We start from the raw sequence: 20,815 nt of genomic DNA on the forward strand, positions 1-20,815 counted from the left end.
AAAAGTATAAAGTGAGAGAAACACATTTTTATTTCACTTTCCCAACGACCTACGGGCTCATTAAAAATGAGCCCGTTTTTCATTACTGTGCGACAAGCACTTGCTGATTTTTCCCTATTTGTATTTTACCTGTGCCGTGCATTACAAAATCACTGTCGCCACGTAATGAAAAATTCATTGTTTGTATCAAACCTTTGATATCAATTGTATTTTGAGGACAAAGGAAGCTGTCTTTACACTGATATTGATGGCTTTCAAATGAAATAAGCCGGCCTAATAGCTTGGTATTTTCTCCCAGTTCTAGGTGGCTGCCTTGGCTATAAGGTGTATCCGTTTTAAATTTAGAGCCTGAGTGAATGACTGCTTCTCGTGGGGAAATTGAAGCACTTCCGGATGTACTCAGATAATTTTGAACCGCAGCCGTAATATTTAGTGCATTTTGTAGTTTTATTCGATCGGCGAACACATTCAGTTTAGAAAGCTGTAACGGGCTGGCATGCTGTTGGCTGATGTTGATTTGGCTTGCGGGGCTAACTGAGAATTTCAATTGACTGTATTCATCTAGTGCTTTTGCTTCAAGCTGCTTCGTTTCTTTATTTTTAACATATTGTTTTTCTAACTTACCTGCAATTAAAGATAAGCTATTAATATTACTTATGGAGCCATCAGCCCATGAGATCCCATTGGGATTAGCAATAATTAGGTTCGCGGCTTGTCCTTTAATACCGAGGACACCTTTAATTTTACTTTCTTCTGTTCCTGTCACTTCAGCCAATATTAGTTTTGCAGCTTTGTTTGCAAGTTGATTATTATCATTAATATCATTATTAAAAATGAGACCATGATCATTAGAAGATAAACTCTCAAAAGAGTTAAATGAAATATGATTTTTTAGAGGAGCTTCGATATTAATTAATTTTGCTTTAGATACATCGGCTTGAGAAAAGGAAGAAAAACTCAAACATGATAAAAAAGAGTTTGTTAGAAAGATAAATTGCATTTTTTTATTCATTACGTTTCCTTGTAATAATAACCCTAATAGGTGTAATTAAATATAATCTATTTTATTTTTCATTAGTATATTAAAATTTAACATGGATGCTATAAAAATAATTATTTTAAATTTTAATGATGCAAAATTAAAATCAACAACGATTAGTTGGGTAAGTGTAACAAATAGAGTTGCAAGTGTAGATATTAAATCATTTAAGTCACATTCCTACAATTTATAATAAAGTTGATGTTCAATTCGTTTTACTAGGATATAACGGCAATCATCAGGTAAAAAATCGCTCGTTTATATCGATATACCCAAGTACTCATCTAAAGCAAAATTTTTATTTACACGTACACTTTCTGATAGTTTTGTGATCGTTACTGAACTAAATGAAACAACTTATCGGGTCTATCATGATGGGAGAATTAATAGTTCGATTCCTTTTGATAATGTAGTGATGGCGTAGATTACAAAGATTACCAAATAAAAAATGCTAGTCTAATGACCGGTATCAGACTGATACCGAACATATTATGTTTGGTAGTAAATCTAATAGGCTATTGAGAATAAACTAGAAATATCACTAAATTGATTTTCCCCTATCTGTATTTTATCTGTGCTACATATTACAAAATAACCGTCGCCACGTAATGAAAAATTCATTGTTTGTACCAGCACCTTGATATCAATGGTATTTTGAAGCTAAAGAAAACTGTCTTGACACTGATATTGATAGCTCTCAAATGAAATGAACCGGCCTAATAGCTTGGTATTTTCCCCCAGTTCTATCGGCTAAGATATTAAGTTTAGAAAGTTGTATTCTTATTGCTTATATAATCCCTGTAAAAGATAATGATAGCTATTATATTTATTTTATTATTTGTTTAATGATAGCTATTATATTTATTTTATTATTTGTTTAATGATTGTTAATGGAATTATTTTTTATAAAATGTAATTCTTGATATGTGGAGATGCTCTTATATAACATAGGTAAATAAAAGGATTTAATTATATGTTTAATAATAGTTGTTTATTAAAAAATTCCATTTATAAAATGGATGAAATTAAAAAAAATAATAATTTTCTAATTATTAATAAAGAATCATTATTAATAATTCGCCAAATAAAACAAATTTTACTGAGAACAGTGCAAGAGATGGGCTATGATACAGTTAACTCTAATTTAGTTGCACAAGTACTGCGTGATAGTCGTTTAAAATCTGGATTATTTGGCAGTATGCCACTTAAAAATAGTCCAGCAAGTCCTGATGTTAAGAACTTTCTTGCAGACACATTATCGTTTACCCGCTTGCATGCGATTAGTGGGGATAGCATGACAACAATGGGTAAAATACCACCTTATGGACGTGCACACTTAGTTAAAATTGGTCCGAATAGTTATGCGGTTGAATATAGATATGAGCCTTCAAGCATCTCGCCTTCATTAGCATTCCATGCTTATTTTTTAGGTTATAACGGGGCTAATCAGTCCAGTGCAACGCCTGCTTATGTTGATATACCTATTCAGGCTGCTGAGGATAGTTTTTTATTCACGGGCTCTTTAACAGGGTGCTCCGTTATTGTTACTAAGCTGAATGAAACAACCTATCGTGTTTATCATGATGGCCGTGTGAATAGTTCTATATTGTATGATAACGTTGTAATGGCATTTGATTATATGGACTACCAAGTTCCAGGCTCAGATGAAGGCCTTGCGATGGCGTATATGTATTTTAAGGATGGCCATTGGCGGTTATTATTACAAAAGCAAGAATATGAATTGATCAATGGAACACCTATTCCTAAGCTACGTAACAACGAAAGTTCTATGATAGGTTATTATGTTGATAATCAATTTTCCGAGAAACAATTAGAAAAATTCAATCGATATCGCCATGCATCACAAAATAAATTAAAAGAAATAGCAAAAGAATTTGGTATAAATACGGACCAGGTTTCAGAAGGTGAATATATTGATGGGGGGTTTTCGCTGGAGAACTCAGCAATAAAATCATGGGTTGATTTAAATGGCAAGGTTAAAAATAAAATTTATGATAAAATCAATCAATTAATTAAACAAATTGATGAATTTAAAGTTGAATTAAGCAATCTAAAGAGTAAGTCAATACGAAGTAATGACGAAAATATAAGGATCGATAAATTAATATCAATTCTGGAAATAAAAAAAATTATTAAAGATTACTATTCTCAAAAACATTTATCGATATTAACTGAGTCATTATCTGTAGAAAAAAGCAGGTTATGGCTACAAATAAAAAATAAGACTGGAATTGACTCTGTTGTTCAAGTCGTAAATGAAGAACTTGGTAACGGTGTTACGAATATAGCGCTAAATAAAGAATATAAATTGGCGGTGATGCGAGATCGTAATATTGCTAATGATAAATTTAATGAAGGTTATGATAACTATAATAAAACTGATATTCGAGGCTTTAATCAAGAAATGACTTCATCAGAGATGATGGCTCTATATTTAAATCCTGAATTGAGCGTGACAGAACGTGGCGCATTGTATAGGCATATTCAAAATACGATAGATAACGAAGGTCGTCATCAAATTTTAGAAAATACGAGGGAAATAAATGAATTATTTAAGAGAGAGGGCAGTATAAATTCTAGGCTATCCCCCCAAGATTTTTATTTACCTTTAATGGGAGATATGTCAGATGGTCGCTGTTATCCGCTTGTTAGAGCTATGGCTGTTGCATTAGAGGAGAATGGGCCAAATGGTAGTAATGTACTACTCGACAAACTCTTTTTAGCTGCCGCATCACCAACAGATAACAGCTCAATTCTATTAAAAAAATCATTAATAAGGCTTCATTCAAATATTGAAGCGGTACAGTCTTCGAGTTCTCAAGGTAACCTAGATTTAAATGCTATTGAGGCTAGATTAACTGAGGGGAATGCAACGAAAATGTATGCCTTAAATAGCCAGAAGCATGCGATGATGTTGGGGAAAATTGTATATGAAGATAGTGTAACCTATTATTTTTACGATCCTAATTTCGGTATATTTACATTTGAAAGTAGTCATAAACTTTTTTCAGCTCTAAATAAGTTTATGATAAATAAAAAAATGGCTAAATTATATGTTGCTTTAGGCTCTGATTCGAAACCTATTTTTGAATTAATTTCTATTGATGTTGACGGGATGAGAAATGTGGCAGTGGGCGGGGGATTAGTCGTATCAGATTTATCCAATACAGATGATTTGAATCTTGTTGCTGAAAGGCGTAAAAATACGATTAAATTTATTGAAAATCAAATACAAATTACTAAAGAGTTAAATATAAAAGCATCGTTAACAATTTTGACCGCTGAACGATGGGGGGACAAAATTGAGAGAGTATTTAATGAGATATCTGAACAGTATCAATTAGATGAAACATGGTTACCTAATTTTTCTAGTATAGAAATGACTGAGGAGGGAAAATACCGCATTCAATTTATTAATAAAGACATCGCATTTCGAGAGCGCTGGATTGAAACAACAGATAGTACTTTGATGGAATTTAAAGAGTACTTTAATGAAAATATAAATACATTTGAACAAAGCTACGAATTTCACCATTCTGAATTACGGCGCCGAGGTGGCATAGGTAATGCGGAACATGTTGATGGAATGAACATGGGAATGGCCGTTCACGCATTAATTCAGTGGGCTGCGAATAAAAATAGACAAAACATAAGCAGTGGCATGTCATCAAATTTAGCGGAAGCATTAAAAATTCATGCTTATGTCACTTATAGTATGATGGCGCATGGTGCAGTAAATGATGTGACAAAGGTTGTAAAGTTAGTTAAAACGCTTTGGTGTGAGGAGGCGGGAATTACCCACTCTGCGATGAAGACTTTTTCATCATCATTTGCCCGGGTAGCTAATGAAGGGATCGGTACTGCTTTTCAAGGCGCAATGGTTGGGTTTGATATTTATGAATTAACACATGCAGAAAATGATCCACAAAAGGCTGTATTTGGAACTCAGCTGGCATTCGATTCAGCAAGTTTACTATTAAGTGGTGCAACAATTGGTGCAGGTATTGTCGGAGCTACAGAGGCAGCTGCTGTATTTGGTGGTGTGGGTGTGATTGTTGGTGGCCTCGGAATTGGAATTGTGGGACTAGCACGTGCATATGCTGAAATTGGCGAGCATGCGAAAGAAGTTGGGGTCTACTTCCAACATTTAGATGATGCGTATAGTGGGAATGGATTTGATTATCAAATAGATAATAAAAGTGGTAAACGGATCTTAGTTCCACGTCCTTTGGCTGTATTTGATCGTATTGACTTACGCTCAAAAAAAATTAACTTTGATAGCCAGTATCTCTACCGTACACAGCCCCATCGCAGTGGAAATGGTAGTGGGCGCAAAGATTATATTGCTTGGGCAGCGTATCTTCCCTATTCGGTGGTTGATAAAAAACAAGCCATTAATATTCGAGAAGGACTTGGTTATCAGAGCAAGCATGACATTCCATTTCAAGAGACAGATACCGTTATTTTACCAGGGGTGCCAAAGTCATATATTAATTATTCTTTTAATCTATTTCCAGGTGCATTGACTCGTTATGATTATGGTTTTAATGTTTTGCGGAGATTAGAAGAAACAGATAAATTTGATTATGATTTTTATTCTTTTCCTGGTGAGTATATTGTAACTAGAATTTATCATGAATATGTCAGTACCAAAACAAATATTATTTTACCCATAAATAAAGCACATATTGCCGTGCCTAAAATATCCAGTGAATGGTATGGGAAACTATCTTATAACCTTAGCGGAGCGGGTGGTGAATATATTATTAGTATTAACCATGGTGTTAATATTACATTAATAAATGATTCAAATTTTAAGCATAATTCAAAATGGGTTATTGATACAAGTTTGATTGATGGCGGTGATCCTACAGTAGAAGTTAATGATGGTTATCTAAGAATTGGCAGTTTAAATATAAATATTGATCCAAGTGCCTTATCTGATCAAGTTATTTTAGTTAATTCAGAGCATGAAGTTCGTGAGGTAGATTTTAAAAATAAACTCATTCAAGTTATCAGAGAGGATGGTCGACAGTGGAGTAATAAAGGCCAGTCAATTGAACAGCACCTAGATGAATTGGCTGATAAACACCAATTGCACGGTAACTTTATTGTAGTTGATGATTATATATATGGTAAGAAAAATGTTGGGAGAGCTTTTTATGAGGTCGCAACAAAAAGAATGCTTTTTACTAATTCAATAAATAAAATCTATCATTCGCCTACACTCGGAACTATTGATGCAGAGTATGCCTATTTCTTTTCTCAGGAAGAAAATATTATTTGGCGGAGCAATATTAATAATGGTGGTCAACTCGATAATAATTATTATTTAGCTGATGAGAAATCATCACCGTTTAAAGTACATAAGCTATGGAGGGAGCATGAAAATATTTATTTTAGTTTAACTCATCATGATAATAATGACGAAATTTTCACTAAATATAAAATAGATGGAAAAAAATCTGAACTCGTTAATATTTTTAATAGTAGTAAGCTGTTAGAATATTTAGCGAATTCACCAACAAAAATAAATAGTTCGGGATACCATATTTTAAAAATGTATTATAATGTACCTAATGATCGTTACAGTCAAAATCTTAGCGAAGTAGAATCTGATAAGTTAGATTTTTCTACGTTAAATCTTGCAAAGATAGTAACTATTGATGGTAAAGATGAAAATGGTATCAATCGTCGTTATTGGCTACGTCGTGACACAAATACTTTAATTAAGGTTAACCTTGGTGTAAATAAATATACAAAGGTTGTTGAAAACCCTGCTGATTTAACACTTGTTGGTAGTTTAATTGACGACAGTGAAACGGAAGTGTTTTTTTTCTATAGTAAAGAAAAAGATAGATTATATCGTCAAGAAGGCTTGGGGCAAGATGTATTTGATATCAACAATCCAACAACAAAGATTATCACACAAGAAATATACGGACACTCAATCCCGATTACACAAATAAACACTGTTTTTAATTGGAATGGAAATATTATTGTTATAAGAAAGTCAGGAAAGATACAGCAAGTTAATGCGGATGGTAGTATAGATATAGTCGCATTTAATGAGCATTGGTTAAAAACATTAGATTCATCTAATTGGTTATCAAAGCTTGACGACAACTATAATGGAACAAAACAGGCAATTGCTTTATTGGGATTAAGGCGCTCAGATGAGAGTATCATTCCTGCATGGTACTTTGATCGCAAATTTATTATTGCTCACTCTTTGTTATCAGAACATGAGCTACAATTTTTAGGATTTGATTCAGATAATCAAAACGGGTTTATATTTGATAGAAATACCGGTAAATTATATAGTCAGCAAGTTGTTAATATTGATACTATGCGACATTCATTCGGTGTTATTAATACCTATATGAGTTCAAATAATAATATAGCTGATAGCATTAAAATATACCCAGAGTTAGTATTTAAAAATATTAAGAAAATTGATAATGGCTTCATGATGCTAACGGATAAGAACGAAATACTTTATCAGCCTGACAATGGAACAAAAGAATCGAACAAGATAGGCGCTTCATTTGTAATTAAAGGAACGCATGAGGCAGATATCATTAATCCATCTAAAATAGCTCATGTTGATACATTAATATTAAGTGGTGGAGAAGGGGGGGATACATATGAATTTAGTGTAGATGCTTGGAAAGCTTATCGTGCCATTATTATTGATAATAACGCAAAAGATAATGCTGTAGATGATATTATTATACCGTCAGTTGACAATTGGAGAAAGATGTTCATTAACCGGCAAGGTAATGATCTCATTATTACAGATATCCATAATGACACATCGTTAATATTACGTGAAGTCTATGGTTCAAAATCTGAGTCTTATCGCCACTTGATGATTAAAATAGCGCAGGAGCATGATTATATAGTACTCGATAATCTAGTTAACAAGCTAAAGGAAAATTACGGATTAATGTATTTATCGACATATTTTAATGAAAGAGCAAAACGACAGTCAGACTCTACCGATATTATAGATTTATTAACGGACAGAATAAATTTTATGCGTCACATAGAACAATTAAATGTAGATATTATGCTAGACGGAAAAAATGAACGAACTGAACTTATACCAATTGGCTTATCAAGCCAAATTAATTTGGCTTGATTTTTTATTTTTGTCCACTGGGATGATGTATTAGAGCGCATTATAGGAATCAGCATTTAGATAAAAAAAGAGCCACATTTAGTGGCTCTTTTTGTCATTCATCAGCGTTTATTGAGCTGTTGGTGGGTGACTGTGTTCAATGTCCTCTGATTTCTTCGAGAAACGGCGACGGATCACCACGAAGAATACAGGAACGAAGAAGATAGCCAGCGAGGTTGCTGCGAACATACCCCCAAGAACACCAGTACCTACTGAGTTCTGGGATGCAGAACCTGCACCATTACTAAATACCAGTGGGATAACACCTAACATAAATGCTAGAGATGTCATCAGAATTGGTCGTAAACGCATTTTAACTGCATTCAGTGTTGCTTCGACTAACCCTTTGCCTTCTTTTTCCATCAAGTCTTTGGCGAATTCAACAATCAATATTGCGTTTTTCGCCGATAGCCCAATGGTGGTTAAGAGGCCCACTTTAAAGTAAACGTCGTTGTCTAAACCACGAACACTGGTGAACAATAACGCACCAATAATACCTAATGGAACCACTAACATAACTGAGAATGGAACAGACCAGCTTTCATATAGAGCAGCCAGACACAGGAATACCACTATCAAAGAAATCGCATACAGTGCAGGGGCTTGGTTACCTGCTAAACGTTCTTGATAAGACATACCCGTCCACTCGTAACCAATTCCTTCAGGCAGGTTTTCAGTGGTGAGTTTTTCCATTAACAGCATCGCATCACCCGTACTTTGTCCCGGAGCTGCTTGGCCTTGAATATTCATCGCAGGGACACCGTTATAACGTTCTAAACGTGGTGAACCATACTTCCAAGGATCTTTGGATTCGTCCATAAATGCAGAGAACGGAACCATTTTACCTTGGTTATTACGAACATACAGGTTACTGATGTCAGAAGGTAACATACGGCTTTCTGCGTCACCTTGTACGTAAACTTTCTTCACACGACCACGGTCGATAAAGTCATTCACGTAGCTTCCACCAAACATAGAACTCAATGTTGCGTTGATATCACTGATAGCGACACCTTGAGCCTGTGCTTTTTGTTGGTCAATATAAATACGGTATTGCGAGGTATCATCCTGACCATTTGGGCGAACACCTTGAAGCATTTCTGGGTGCTGAGCCGCCAATCCAAGCAACTGGTTACGGGCTTGCATTAGTTTATCATGCCCCAAGTTACCTTTATCAACTAACTCAAAGTCAAACCCGTCTGCGGTACCTAACTCAACAATTGCGGGTAGGTTAAAGGCGTAAATCAATGCTTCTTGTTTTTTTGATAGTGCGATATTCGCACGCTGTACAATCGCATCAACGTGGTTTTCATCGCCTTTACGTTCGCTCCAATTTTTCAGAACGACGAAGGCAAGACCCATATTTTGTCCTTGACCTGCGAAGCTAAAGCCCCCAACGGTAAAGACCGATTCAACGTTTTTAGCTTCTTCGGTATGGTAGTAGTTATTCACTTCATCTAGTACCGCTTGGGTTTGTTCTTGCGTTGATCCCGGTGGTAATTGGATCATTGACAAGAATACCCCCTGGTCTTCCGCCGGTAAGAAGGAAGACGGTAAGCGAACGAACATGAACGCCATACCAACCACTAACAGCAGGTAAATGACGAGATAACGACCAGTACCGTTAAGCATACGGCTTACACTGTCGGTGTAGTGGTGTGCTTGTTTTTCAAATGTACGGTTAAACCACCCAAAGAACCCTTTCTGGCTACCATGGCTGCCTTTTTCAATTGGCTTCAACATGGTGGCGCACAGTGCTGGCGTTAAGATCATCGCAACCAGTACTGATAAGATCATGGAGGATACAATGGTAATTGAGAACTGACGGTAAATTGCCCCTGTAGAACCCCCAAAGAAGGCCATAGGGATAAATACCGCAGACAGCACCATTGCAATACCGACTAACGCACCTTGGATTTGACCCATTGATTTTTTGGTCGCTTCTTTTGGTGATAAGCCTTCTTCTTGCATAACACGCTCAACGTTCTCAACAACAACGATGGCGTCATCGACGAGAAGCCCGATGGCGAGTACCATCGCGAACATGGTCAACGTGTTTATGGAATAACCAAATGCCGACAAGATAGCAAAGGTACCTAACAATACGACAGGTACTGCAATCGTTGGTATCAGTGTTGCACGGATGTTTTGTAGGAACAAATACATTACAACAACAACCAGCATGATTGCTTCTACTAACGTTTTAACCACTTCGTTAATTGAAATTTTAACAAATGGGGTTGTATCGTATGGATAAACAATCTCTAACCCTTGAGGGAAGAAAGGTTTCATTTCCTCAAGCGCGGCACGAACGTTATTAGACGTATCTAATGCGTTCGCTCCCGTTGCCAGTTTAATACCGATACCTGCTGCTGGCTTACCATTAAAGCGGGCAATCGTACTATAGTTTTCAGCACCTAATTGGACCTCAGCAACATCCTTAATACGTACTTGTGAACCATCTTGGTTTACACGTAATAAAATATTGCTAAATTCTTCAGGGCTATTTAACCGTGTCTGCGCAATGATAGAAACGTTTAAACGCTGATTTGCTACAGATGGTGAACCACCGAGTTGTCCTGCTGCGACTTGGTTATTTTGAACCTTGATCGCATTAATGACATCTGTAGTGGTCATGTTGTACTTAACAAGTTGCTCTGGTTTTAGCCAAATACGCATTGCATATTGGGTACCGAACAGTTGAGTTTCACCGACACCGTTAACTCGGCTAAGTGGGTCTTTAATATTTGACCCTACATAGTCGGCAATATCATATTGCCCCATTGAGCCATCGTTAGAAACGAAACCCGCAACCATTAAGAATGAACTAGTTGATTTATCGACACTAATACCTTGTTGCTGAACTTCTTGTGGCAACAATGGCATCGCCAGTTGCAATTTGTTTTGCACTTGTACTTGCGCGATATCACCATCAGTTCCTGCTTCAAATGTCAGCGTAATGCTAGCAGAACCTGATGAATCACTGCTCGATGACATATATACCAGGTTATCGATACCGTTCATGTTCTGTTCGATAACCTGCGTTACTGTATTTTGTACCGTCTCAGCATCCGCTCCCGGATAGTTAGCTGAAATAGAAACAGCCGGTGGCGCGATGGTCGGGTACTGCGAAACAGGTAACTGGATAATTGCCAACAGACCAGCAAGCATGGTGATAATAGCAATTACCCACGCAAAAATTGGTCTTTCTATAAAAAACTTAGGCATTAATCAGCCGCTCCCTTATTTAGACTTTTCTTCAGGTTTTGCCTGATTGTCTATGGATTGCGTTTCTAAGTTTGCTTCCTTAGGATTCACAACAATTCCTGGTTTGATTTTTTGTAAGCCGATGACAATGACACGATCACCTGCTTTTAGACCTTCAGTTACCAGCCATTTGTTGCCAACTGCTTGTCCTGCTTTAACTTTTCTGACTTCAACTTTATTCTCAGCGTCAACAACCATGACTTGAGAAGTTCCTTGAGCCGTACGAGATAAACCTTGTTGCGGAACTAGAATCGCATTATCAATAACACCATCTTCTAATACAGCACGAACAAACATACCTGGAAGTAATTCTTTGTTCGGGTTAGGGAACATGGCTCTCATCGTGATAGACCCTGTTGTTTCATCAACAGTGACATCAGAGAATTCCAGAACACCTTTTTGTGCGTATTCTTGACCGTTGTTGTTGATCAAGCTGACAGGTGCTTTTCCTGATTCCCGCTGTACAGCGCCTTTCGCTATCTCATTTTTGAGGCGTAAGAAATCGTCACTTGATTGTGTTACGTCAACATAGATAGGATCAAGTTGCTGAACACGCATTAATTCAGTGGTTTGCCCTGTTGATACTAAAGCCCCTTCAGTCACATTCGATTTGCCAGTACGGCCGCTAATCGGTGCAGTCACTTTAGTATAATTCAGGTTGATACGTGCAGTTTCAACCGCCGCTTCAGCCGCTTTGACGGCAGCGAGTGCTTGCGCATAGGTTGACGTTGCTTGGTCGTATTCCTGACGACTAATGTAATTAGTCCCTAACAATGGTTTATAACGCTTCACCGTTAATGCAGCCAGATTCGCATTAGCTTGTGCTTTTGCTAGCTCCGCTTTTGCGCTGTCATAGGTTGCTTGGAATGGTGCCGGGTCAATTTGGTATAAAGATGTCCCTGCTTCTACGTCGCTACCTTCTTTATAGTTGCGCTTCAATATGATGCCACTAACCTGAGGGCGAACCTCGGCAACACGAAATGCGGATGTTCGGCCTGGTAACTCGGTTTTGAGCGTCAGAGGTTCGGCTTTAAGCGTAACAATTCCTACTTCAGGCGCCGGGCGTTCTCCGCCACCTTGTTGTTCATCGTTACAACCGGATAGAGCCAAGCCACCTGAAAGAACTAACAGAGCCAGAGGTAACACCCCTCTGTTTTTTCGCATAAGTTAACCTCAATTAATCAATATGAGTTCAAAACAAAAATAAGAAAAATGGTAAACAATATGATTTATCACTGTGCTATAGTACAAACATACACGAATGTATGTAAATCAGCTTTCGATAGAAACGGGTCACAATGGCACGAAAAACTAAACAACAGGCTGAAGAAACCCGTCAGGAAATATTAGATGCTGCCATCAAAACATTCTCTGAACGAGGAGTTTCTGCCACATCATTAGCCGATATTGCAAAAGCAGCGGGGGTTACCCGAGGTGCAATATATTGGCATTTCAAAAACAAAGTTGATCTCTTTTATCAAGCTTGTGAATTTGGTGATAACCAAATAGTACAAGCCGAAGAATATTATCGTTCTAAATATACCAACGATCCACTTTCAATACTAAGAGAATTATTAGTTTATATTTTGACTGATTTTATTGAAAGCCCTAAAAACCGCGCTTTGATGGAAATTTTCTTTTTGAAGTGCGAATTAGTTGGCGAAATGGCAGAGTTAGTTGATTTTAAACGCGCTAATTACGTCGCAAGCCAATGCCGAATTGTGGATAACTTGACTGCCTGTATTGATGCGGGGCAGCTTCCAGCAGACCTTGATGTGGAGTGTGCCGCGATTATGATCCGTTCATTAACGTCTGGTTTGTTAGAAAACTGGCTACTCCAATCAGAAAATTTTAATATTAATCAACATACAATTACATTGGTTGATACACTATTAGAAACACTAAAATGTAATACCGCGATCCGGTTAAAACCCATTCAAACTGAATAAGTGGAGTCCGACATGACCTCTATCTTGATTATTGCCAATGGAGCACCTTACGGCAGTGAAACATTGTTCAACTCATTGCGATTAGCGATAACGTTAAAAGAGCAAGAGCCACAGTTAGATTTAAAAATTTTTCTGATGTCAGATGCAGTGACAGCAGGTTTAGCGGCTCAAAAGCCTAAAGAAGGCTACAACCTTCAACAAATGTTAGAGATTTTAACGGCACAAAATGTTCCCGTTAAATTATGCAAAACTTGTACAGATGCCCGTGGTGTGAGTGAATTAACCCTTGCTGATGGTGTTGAGGTTGGTACATTGGTCGAGCTTGCAAGCTGGACATTAACGGCTGATAAAGTATTAACTTTCTAATATTCTACGTAAAATGTGTTTGGTTAGGTAAAATTAGGTGCTGATAGGCTGTTATCGGCACTTTGTTTAATTAAGCAACGTATTATTCGTATAAAGGAATGCCATTATGATGAAACAACAATGGAAGTGGCAGCAGTTAGTATCAATCATACTGTTCTTTTTCATCGCATCTTTTTCCAGCTCAATTACGGCACTAACGTCAAATAACTTACCTGATAAGAATGAAATTAAAAGTGCACTCAATGCATTGAATAAAAAAAACTCACTCAGTGAGGAAGATAAACTTGTTCTCGCCGATCTGGAAAAAACCTCAGATTTTTATGACGAACTGGATAAACTCGAACAACGAACGGCTGATCTGCAAAAAAAACTCAGTAGCGCGAGTGAAGAATCAAAACAAGCTGCACAAGGTTTGTTGCAAATAAAAAATGAAAATGAACAACTCACCGAAAATTTCCTACGAAAAATACAAGATAGCTCTCTTTCACAATTAAAAGCATTACAAACCTCTTACTTAGAAAATCTGCAAACAGAACAAAATGACCTCGCAACCTATAGTAGCCAATTAATTGGCTTACAAACGCAGCCTGAAAGGGCACAAGCGATGATGTTGGAAAATGCGAGACGATTGCAGGAAATTCGTAATGAGCTAAATAGTTCATTAAATGAATCTGTGAATTTAAGGCCGACTCAAATCACAATGCTGCAAGTTGAACAGTACTTATTACAGCAGCAAAATGAATATCAAAAACGTATTCTAGAGGCTAACACTCAATTACAAGATGTACTGCAAAAACAGCGTGATTATACCGCAGCATATATTGAACAATTGGAACATCATATTCAGCAAGTACAAAATGCTATTAGTCATCGCCGCCTAAATGACTCCCAATCAACGGTGCGTGAAGCATTAAGTACTTCTGAAACCGATATCAAAGCTCAACAAAATCCCCTTATTCAAAAAGAAATTGCGATTAATAATGCGCTGAGCGACCGGTTAATTACAGTGACAGAAAATAGCAATAAATTGGTTCAAAATGGTATCCGTGTAAAAACCTGGCTTGAAAGAGCGACACAGTCAGAACGAAATCTAAAAGAACAAATTAATGTATTACGCGGTAGCTTATTGCTTTCACGAATTTTGTTTCAACAACAAATTGACTTACCACCTGATATTCTAACGAAAAATTTACCCACAACGATCGCCGATTTGCGGCTTGAACAATTTGATGTTAACCAACAACGTGATGAACTTTACCAACCTAATGATTATATTACGAAGTTGGAACAGCAATTTGAGATAAAAACTGGGGATGAGCTTACCAATAGCACATTATTATCAACGGAAGATAAATCCACGTTATTGAAACTATTGGAAGTTCGCCGTGGGTTATTAGATGAACTTAACCAGCAGCTTGGCGGGCAAATTTCGCAAGCAATCAACCTACAACTGGATCAAAACCAATTATTGAGTGTAGTGGGGTCGCTTGAAAATACCTTGGCACAGCAAATATTTTGGGTGAATAGTAATAAACCGATTGATTTGGAATGGGTGAAAGCTTTTCCTGAAGCCGCAGCGACACAAATTAATAGCTTTGATTTTAGTTTATCAAACCGCAGCATTAAACGGGGCGTGAGTAATTCACTGTTAGTGGTTATTCCACTTGTTTTGGTCGCGCTACTGTTTATTTGGTTTAATCGTAAAATTAATAACCGATTGCAAGATATTGACCAACGGCTTTCAAGTTTGCGCAATGATAGCGTACTAAGTACGCCATTTGCGATTCTGCTGACATTAATGCAAACATTGCCTATTTCACTGTTTTTACTCGCATTTGGTTACTGGTTTTTGAAAACAGGGAATGTACAAGGCCCATTTTTCTGGCAGTTCAGCCAACAGTTAGCGATATTTTGGGCGTTATTTGAGCTGACGTTTCGTGTGTTGAAACCCCAAGGTATTGCACAAAAACATTTTGGTATTGAAAAAGAGAAAATATCTCAAACACGACGTAGAATGATTAGGCTATCGATTCCTCTGGTGCCACTTATTTTCTTTTCCACTTATGGCGTTAGCAACCCACTGAAAGTGTCTGAGGACGTGATTGGCCAATTAATTGTGCTAGTTTCTCTTATACTGTTGTGTATTTTTACAATCCCATTTTGTAAACAGGTTTGGCAAGAGAAAGGTAGTCACTTAACGCGCAGTATTGTCATGACATTACTGACATTTTCGCCATTAATTTTAGTGGGCTTAATGATGGCGGGGTATTACTACACCACATTGCGTTTGGCCAATCGTTGGTTAGATAGCCTCTATCTTCTACTCCTGTGGTATATCACTTACAATGCTTGCTTAAGGGGACTAACACTGGTGGCTCGTAAGTTGGCATATCAACGTGCTATAGAACGTCGTGCGATGTTGAAGCAAGAAGATGTTGAAAACGAACCCATTAAAGAGCCACCCATGACCATCGAGTTGATTAGCCAGCAATCGCTACGCCTGACAACGATGGTGTTGTTTATTATCTTTGCGTTAGCGTTTTATGCAATTTGGTCTGACTTTATCACCATTTTCTCTTTCTTAGATAGCGTGAACTTGTGGAGCTACACCGCCACATCGGCAGAAGGGGGAAATATTTTACAATTCGTAACCTTAGCGAATTTAATATTGGCTCTTGTGATCATCATTGTGTCTTGGGTGATGACTCGAAATCTCCCTGGGTTACTGGAAGTATTGGTGTTATCACGGTTAAAACTCCGTCAGGGTTCTACTTATGCTATTACGACAATATTAACTTATATTATCGTGGGGATTGGCGCGATTGCCTCGTTAGGGATGATTGGCGTGACATGGAACAAATTGCAATGGTTAGCCGCTGCTTTAACCGTCGGGTTAGGGTTTGGCTTACAGGAAATTTTTGCCAACTTTGTCTCAGGGATCATTTTACTATTCGAACGGCCGATCCGTATTGGAGACACTGTTACGATTGGCACCTACTCAGGAACGGTAAGTAAAATTCGTATCCGGGCAACCACTATTGTCGATTTTGATCGTAAAGAAGTGATCATTCCGAATAAAGCTTTTGTGACTGAGCGGTTGATCAACTGGTCGCTATCAGACACCGTCACGCGCATCACGATTGCGATCGGCGTGGCTTATGGTTCAGATCTGGATAAAGTGAAGCGGGTTTTATTATCGGCAGCAACCAGCAATAACAAGGTGATGACCGAACCCGCTCCCAATGTTTATTTCACCAGTTTTGGCGCCAGTACGTTAGACCATGAATTACGTTTTTATGTGCGGCAAATTGGTGACCGTGGCGTGACAAGTGATGAAGTGAACCGCGCGATAGACAAATTATGTCGAGAAAATGACATTGATATTGCATTCAACCAGTTAGAGGTTCATTTGCATAATAATAAAGGTGATGAAGTGCAAGAAGTGAAGCGAAGACCTAAAGATAGTGATGGTGAAACGCACTAGACCCGTTAAGTTTCTTTGGTGCAGGTAGCTTGTGCTGCTTGCACTTGTTTTGACATATAATCATTTTTCACAATTTCAAGTGCTTTGAGAACCACATTGGTGTCTATCTCAGAGGTTTCTAATAAGTAGATTAAATCAACAGCAAGTTGGATTTCTTGTGGAGCATCTTTGAGTGAACTCATACTGATTCCTTCCAATATTTAATCAAAATATTGATTTTCTTGATGTTCAATGGCTTTCTCAATACGCAAAAGTGCTTGGCGGCAACGGTACAAACGCCCTGCAAGTACAGCGAGTTCTTTTTGGCACTGGTGTTGAAGACGGTGGTCAGTTAGCTCACTTAAATGAAGCTCTTTTTCACTCACCATCGCTTGTAAGCGTCGTTCATAGTCTTGGTGTTGTGATAAACGTTCATATAAATCAATCTGTTCCTTTTTCTTAGTAAAACTGGATTCTTTCTCACGTAAAGCTTGTGTAGAAATCTCCCGAGAAATGGCTTGTATTTGGTGGACTATTTTCTCCGTTAGGAAATTGACCTGCTCGCTGTGGTTTAACGTTACGCTGTGGCACAATTGCTGATACAAGGTCTGTAATTCATTTTGGCAATCCCCTAGACGGGTGGATTTGCGGCTAAACAATTGCATGTCGAAGCGTGAATGTGAAAACTCAAGGTCTTTTATGGGGTCCACTCGAGTTTTCAATTCATCAATCTGCTTTTTTAACGCATCTAAAAGAGCGGGGATTTTCATTTTTTGTTCTCATTAAGTGTCAAAAATAGCGGAATATTGATATTCAGCAACAAAACTGATGCCAAATTGACGGCTTCTTATTGCATTTTTATGGTACTTTACATAGATTCTACACTTTCGTGTTTACTACATGGCTTTTATTATGACCGCTAAAGAGCAACAACTGCAATTGATTAAAGAAAGTATCGCATCTATCCAAGATTATCCAATCGAAGGTGTGATTTTTCGTGACATTACCACTTTATTAAATAACCCTGCTGCATACCAAGCAACAATTGATATGTTAGTCGAACATTATCAAAATAAAGGCGTCACTAAAATTGTAGGAACTGAAGCACGTGGTTTTCTATTCGGTGCTCCAGTCGCATTACGTTTAGGCGTAGGTTTTGTCCCTGTACGTAAAAAAGGGAAATTACCACGTGAAGTATTAAGTATGACTTACGACCTTGAATATGGTACGGATACACTTGAAATCCATAAAGACAGCATCAACCCTGACGATAACGTCTTAGTTGTTGATGATCTACTCGCGACAGGTGGTACAGTGGAAGCAACGGTGAAAATGATCAAACAGCTTGGTGCTAATGTTGTTGAAGCTGCGTTTATCATCAGCTTACCTGATCTTGGCGGTGTTGAGCGTCTACAAAAAGAAGGTGTTTCTTCATATAGCCTTGTTGAGTTCCCAGGCCACTAATCTTTATTTTCCCTCTATTTTTATCACAGCCTCGCTGTATAGGTTGAGGCTGTGGTAGCATGGTACTATGATTATATATATTCACGTACCATGTTAAATGACAGTGGAATCCATGAGCTATCAGGTACTTGCCCGTAAGTGGCGCCCCCAAAAATTTTCAGACGTTGTTGGTCAACAGCACGTTTTGACTGCACTCGCTAATGGGCTAACGCATCAGCGGCTTCATCATGCCTATCTTTTCTCCGGTACACGTGGCGTAGGAAAAACGACGATTGCTCGCCTGTTTGCCAAAGGCCTTAATTGCGAAACAGGGATAACTGCATCGCCTTGTGGGCAATGTGCCAACTGCCTTGAAATAGAGCAAGGGCGATTTGTCGATTTAATTGAAATTGACGCAGCCTCTCGTACTAAAGTCGAAGACACTCGTGAATTATTAGACAATGTCCAATACGCGCCAGCACGTGGGCGCTTCAAAGTTTATTTAATTGACGAAGTACACATGTTGTCTCGTCATAGTTTTAATGCGTTATTAAAAACGCTTGAAGAACCACCTGAACATGTGAAGTTTTTGTTGGCGACGACTGATCCGCAAAAACTCCCTGTGACCATTTTGTCCCGCTGCTTGCAGTTCCATCTAAAAGCGTTAGATGTCACGCAAATCAGTGAGCAACTTGAACTCATCCTGAATGCAGAAAATATTGAACATGATCAACGTGCTCGTCAGTTGATAGCAAGAGCAGCGGATGGCAGTTTGCGTGATGCATTAAGCTTAACTGACCAAGCCATTGCGATGGGGCAAGGGAAAGTCACGGCTGATATCGTTAGCCAAATGCTAGGAACTCTTGATGACGAACAGCCATTAGCTATTATTGAAGCACTAGTACGTGCCGATAGCATGGCGGTAATGGAACAGGTAGAGCAAGCTGCTAGTCGCGGTGCAGATTGGGAAAACTTGCTGGTGGAAATTCTGTCGCAATTACACCGTATCGCAATGATCCAACTGCTTCCAGCTGAGCAAGAAACAGACCCATCTTCGACAGAGGGGCGGTTACGGCAGGTTGCAAGGGTAATTTCCCCTGCAGATCTCCAATTGTTTTACCAAACGTTATTAGTCGGAAGAAAAGAACTTCCCTATGCCCCTGAGCGGCGTATGGGGGTTGAAATGGCACTATTACGTGCATTAGCTTTTCATCCTAAAAATGTGATTGCTGAAATTGAAGCTCCGCCACAGGTTATCCCGCAAGCCGCTGTTCAATCAGCACCGTCTGCGGCATTAAATATGTCGCAAAGGGTGCCTCCGACACAAGTGCGAGCGGAAAATCTGCCAGACAATAGCCCAACATTACAGTTATTGAAGGCGAGGCAGGCGTTACAATCTCCCCAAAGTGAGGATCCTAGCCCAAAAAAGGCTAAACCGGTGATGCCTGAAAGGGCTAAGCCGGCGGCATCAGCACTGGAAAGGCTGGCCGCCGTGACCAGCAAACATCAACAAAATGTGGAAAATAGAGCGGCTCAGGCAGCAAAACCACAAAAACCAAAGCAGTACCAGTGGAAACCGCAAAATGAAGAGTCGATGGCTCCAAAAGAAGCGGTAACAACGCCAAGCGGAATCAAAGAGGCGTTGGAATATGAAAAAACGCCTGAATTAGCCGTTAAAATTATTGAAGAAGGGCGAATTCGGGATAGCTGGTCAGGGAAAATCGCAAAATTAAATATTCCCAAACTGGTTGAACAATTAGCTTTGAATTCATATATAGAAGAATTAAGTGATTCGCAAATTATTTTACATTTGCGCTCAGCTCAGAAGCACCTCGATAAACCATCGGCCCACAAAGTGTTGGAAGAAGCTCTGAGTGAACAATATGGTCGTACTGTTGAACTGAAAATCGTTCATGATGATAATAGCGAGGTGAAAACCCCGTTAGAATGGCGACAGGCGATTTATGAAGAAAAACTGGCACAAGCGCGCCAGTCTATTATTGCGGATAAAACGATTCAAAAACTGCGCTCAATGTTTGATGCGCAATTAGATGAAGAGAGTATTCGCCCCGTTTAACGCTACA

At 38.4% G+C, this 20,815-nt stretch carries 11 protein-coding genes; 6 read left to right on the top strand and 5 right to left on the bottom strand.

Features of this window, described 5'->3' with window-relative positions; all coding sequences use genetic code 11:
- Window positions 1–82: 82 nt before the first annotated feature.
- On the bottom strand, window positions 83–1,012 hold the full coding sequence (locus PR683_RS17640) for a two-partner secretion domain-containing protein (RefSeq protein ID WP_231136892.1): 930 nt from the start codon (window positions 1,010–1,012) through the stop codon (window positions 83–85).
- 1,000 nt (window positions 1,013–2,012) lie between these two features.
- Here PR683_RS17640 and PR683_RS17645 point away from each other — a divergent pair.
- Window positions 2,013–8,204, top strand: a complete 6,192-nt coding sequence (locus tag PR683_RS17645; protein ID WP_272571631.1) for a TcdA/TcdB pore-forming domain-containing protein — start codon at window positions 2,013–2,015, stop codon at window positions 8,202–8,204.
- Window positions 8,205–8,312: 108 nt separating this feature from the next.
- Here PR683_RS17645 and PR683_RS17650 read toward each other — a convergent pair whose 3' ends face one another.
- Entirely contained in the window at window positions 8,313–11,471 is a 3,159-nt protein-coding gene (locus tag PR683_RS17650) for an efflux RND transporter permease subunit (RefSeq protein ID WP_109912056.1), read from the bottom strand.
- Between the two features lie 15 nt (window positions 11,472–11,486).
- Window positions 11,487–12,674: an efflux RND transporter periplasmic adaptor subunit gene (locus PR683_RS17655; RefSeq protein ID WP_004913654.1), complete on the bottom strand. Its 1,188-nt coding sequence runs from the start codon at window positions 12,672–12,674 to the stop codon at window positions 11,487–11,489.
- Between the two features lie 134 nt (window positions 12,675–12,808).
- Between PR683_RS17655 and acrR the strand changes: the two genes are divergently transcribed.
- The 3 genes from acrR to mscK all read left to right on the top strand — a co-directional run bounded on the left by acrR (window position 12,809) and on the right by mscK (window position 17,309).
- Window positions 12,809–13,459, top strand: coding sequence for a multidrug efflux transporter transcriptional repressor AcrR (gene acrR / locus PR683_RS17660; protein WP_123382367.1), 651 nt, complete (start codon window positions 12,809–12,811; stop codon window positions 13,457–13,459).
- A 12-nt stretch (window positions 13,460–13,471) separates the two neighbouring features.
- Window positions 13,472–13,825, top strand: coding sequence for a DsrE/DsrF/TusD sulfur relay family protein (locus tag PR683_RS17665; protein WP_004913652.1), 354 nt, complete (start codon window positions 13,472–13,474; stop codon window positions 13,823–13,825).
- A gap of 106 nt (window positions 13,826–13,931) precedes the next feature.
- A complete protein-coding gene (mscK, locus tag PR683_RS17670) occupies window positions 13,932–17,309 on the top strand; it encodes a mechanosensitive channel MscK (protein WP_109912057.1) in 3,378 nt (1,125 codons plus the stop codon).
- A gap of 5 nt (window positions 17,310–17,314) precedes the next feature.
- Here mscK and rsmS read toward each other — a convergent pair whose 3' ends face one another.
- Both rsmS and priC read right to left on the bottom strand, forming a co-directional pair.
- Window positions 17,315–17,491, bottom strand: coding sequence for a pleiotropic regulatory protein RsmS (rsmS, locus tag PR683_RS17675; RefSeq protein WP_272571632.1), 177 nt, complete (start codon window positions 17,489–17,491; stop codon window positions 17,315–17,317).
- A gap of 18 nt (window positions 17,492–17,509) precedes the next feature.
- The gene (priC, locus tag PR683_RS17680) at window positions 17,510–18,058 is read right to left on the bottom strand and encodes a primosomal replication protein PriC (protein WP_109912058.1); all 549 of its coding nucleotides are present in this window, start codon (window positions 18,056–18,058) and stop codon (window positions 17,510–17,512) included.
- 142 nt (window positions 18,059–18,200) lie between these two features.
- On the opposite strand from priC, the gene apt reads away from it, so the two are divergent.
- Window positions 18,201–18,752 carry an adenine phosphoribosyltransferase gene (apt, locus tag PR683_RS17685; RefSeq protein WP_004913642.1) on the top strand — a complete coding sequence of 184 codons (552 nt, stop codon included), beginning with the start codon at window positions 18,201–18,203 and terminating at the stop codon, window positions 18,750–18,752.
- A 112-nt stretch (window positions 18,753–18,864) separates the two neighbouring features.
- Window positions 18,865–20,808, top strand: coding sequence for a DNA polymerase III subunit gamma/tau (gene dnaX, locus PR683_RS17690; protein WP_123382364.1), 1,944 nt, complete (start codon window positions 18,865–18,867; stop codon window positions 20,806–20,808).
- Window positions 20,809–20,815 lie beyond the last annotated feature (7 nt).

Origin of the sequence: Providencia sp. PROV269, from assembly GCF_028477785.1 — a bacterium.
Lineage (GTDB): Bacteria > Pseudomonadota > Gammaproteobacteria > Enterobacterales > Enterobacteriaceae > Providencia > Providencia rettgeri.

Bases quoted from the DNA above. Each gene is read 5' to 3' on its own strand.
- PR683_RS17655 (WP_004913654.1), bottom strand. From the start codon at position 12,674: ATGCGAAAAAACAGAGGGGTGTTACCTCTGGCTCTGTTAGTTCTTTCA.
- PR683_RS17650 (WP_109912056.1), bottom strand. From the start codon at position 11,471: ATGCCTAAGTTTTTTATAGAAAGACCAATTTTTGCGTGGGTAATTGCT.
- mscK (WP_109912057.1), top strand. From the start codon at position 13,932: ATGATGAAACAACAATGGAAGTGGCAGCAGTTAGTATCAATCATACTG.
- rsmS (WP_272571632.1), bottom strand. From the start codon at position 17,491: ATGAGTTCACTCAAAGATGCTCCACAAGAAATCCAACTTGCTGTTGAT.
- PR683_RS17645 (WP_272571631.1), top strand. From the start codon at position 2,013: ATGTTTAATAATAGTTGTTTATTAAAAAATTCCATTTATAAAATGGAT.
- acrR (WP_123382367.1), top strand. From the start codon at position 12,809: ATGGCACGAAAAACTAAACAACAGGCTGAAGAAACCCGTCAGGAAATA.
- PR683_RS17640 (WP_231136892.1), bottom strand. From the start codon at position 1,012: ATGAATAAAAAAATGCAATTTATCTTTCTAACAAACTCTTTTTTATCA.
- dnaX (WP_123382364.1), top strand. From the start codon at position 18,865: ATGAGCTATCAGGTACTTGCCCGTAAGTGGCGCCCCCAAAAATTTTCA.
- PR683_RS17665 (WP_004913652.1), top strand. From the start codon at position 13,472: ATGACCTCTATCTTGATTATTGCCAATGGAGCACCTTACGGCAGTGAA.
- priC (WP_109912058.1), bottom strand. From the start codon at position 18,058: ATGAAAATCCCCGCTCTTTTAGATGCGTTAAAAAAGCAGATTGATGAA.
- apt (WP_004913642.1), top strand. From the start codon at position 18,201: ATGACCGCTAAAGAGCAACAACTGCAATTGATTAAAGAAAGTATCGCA.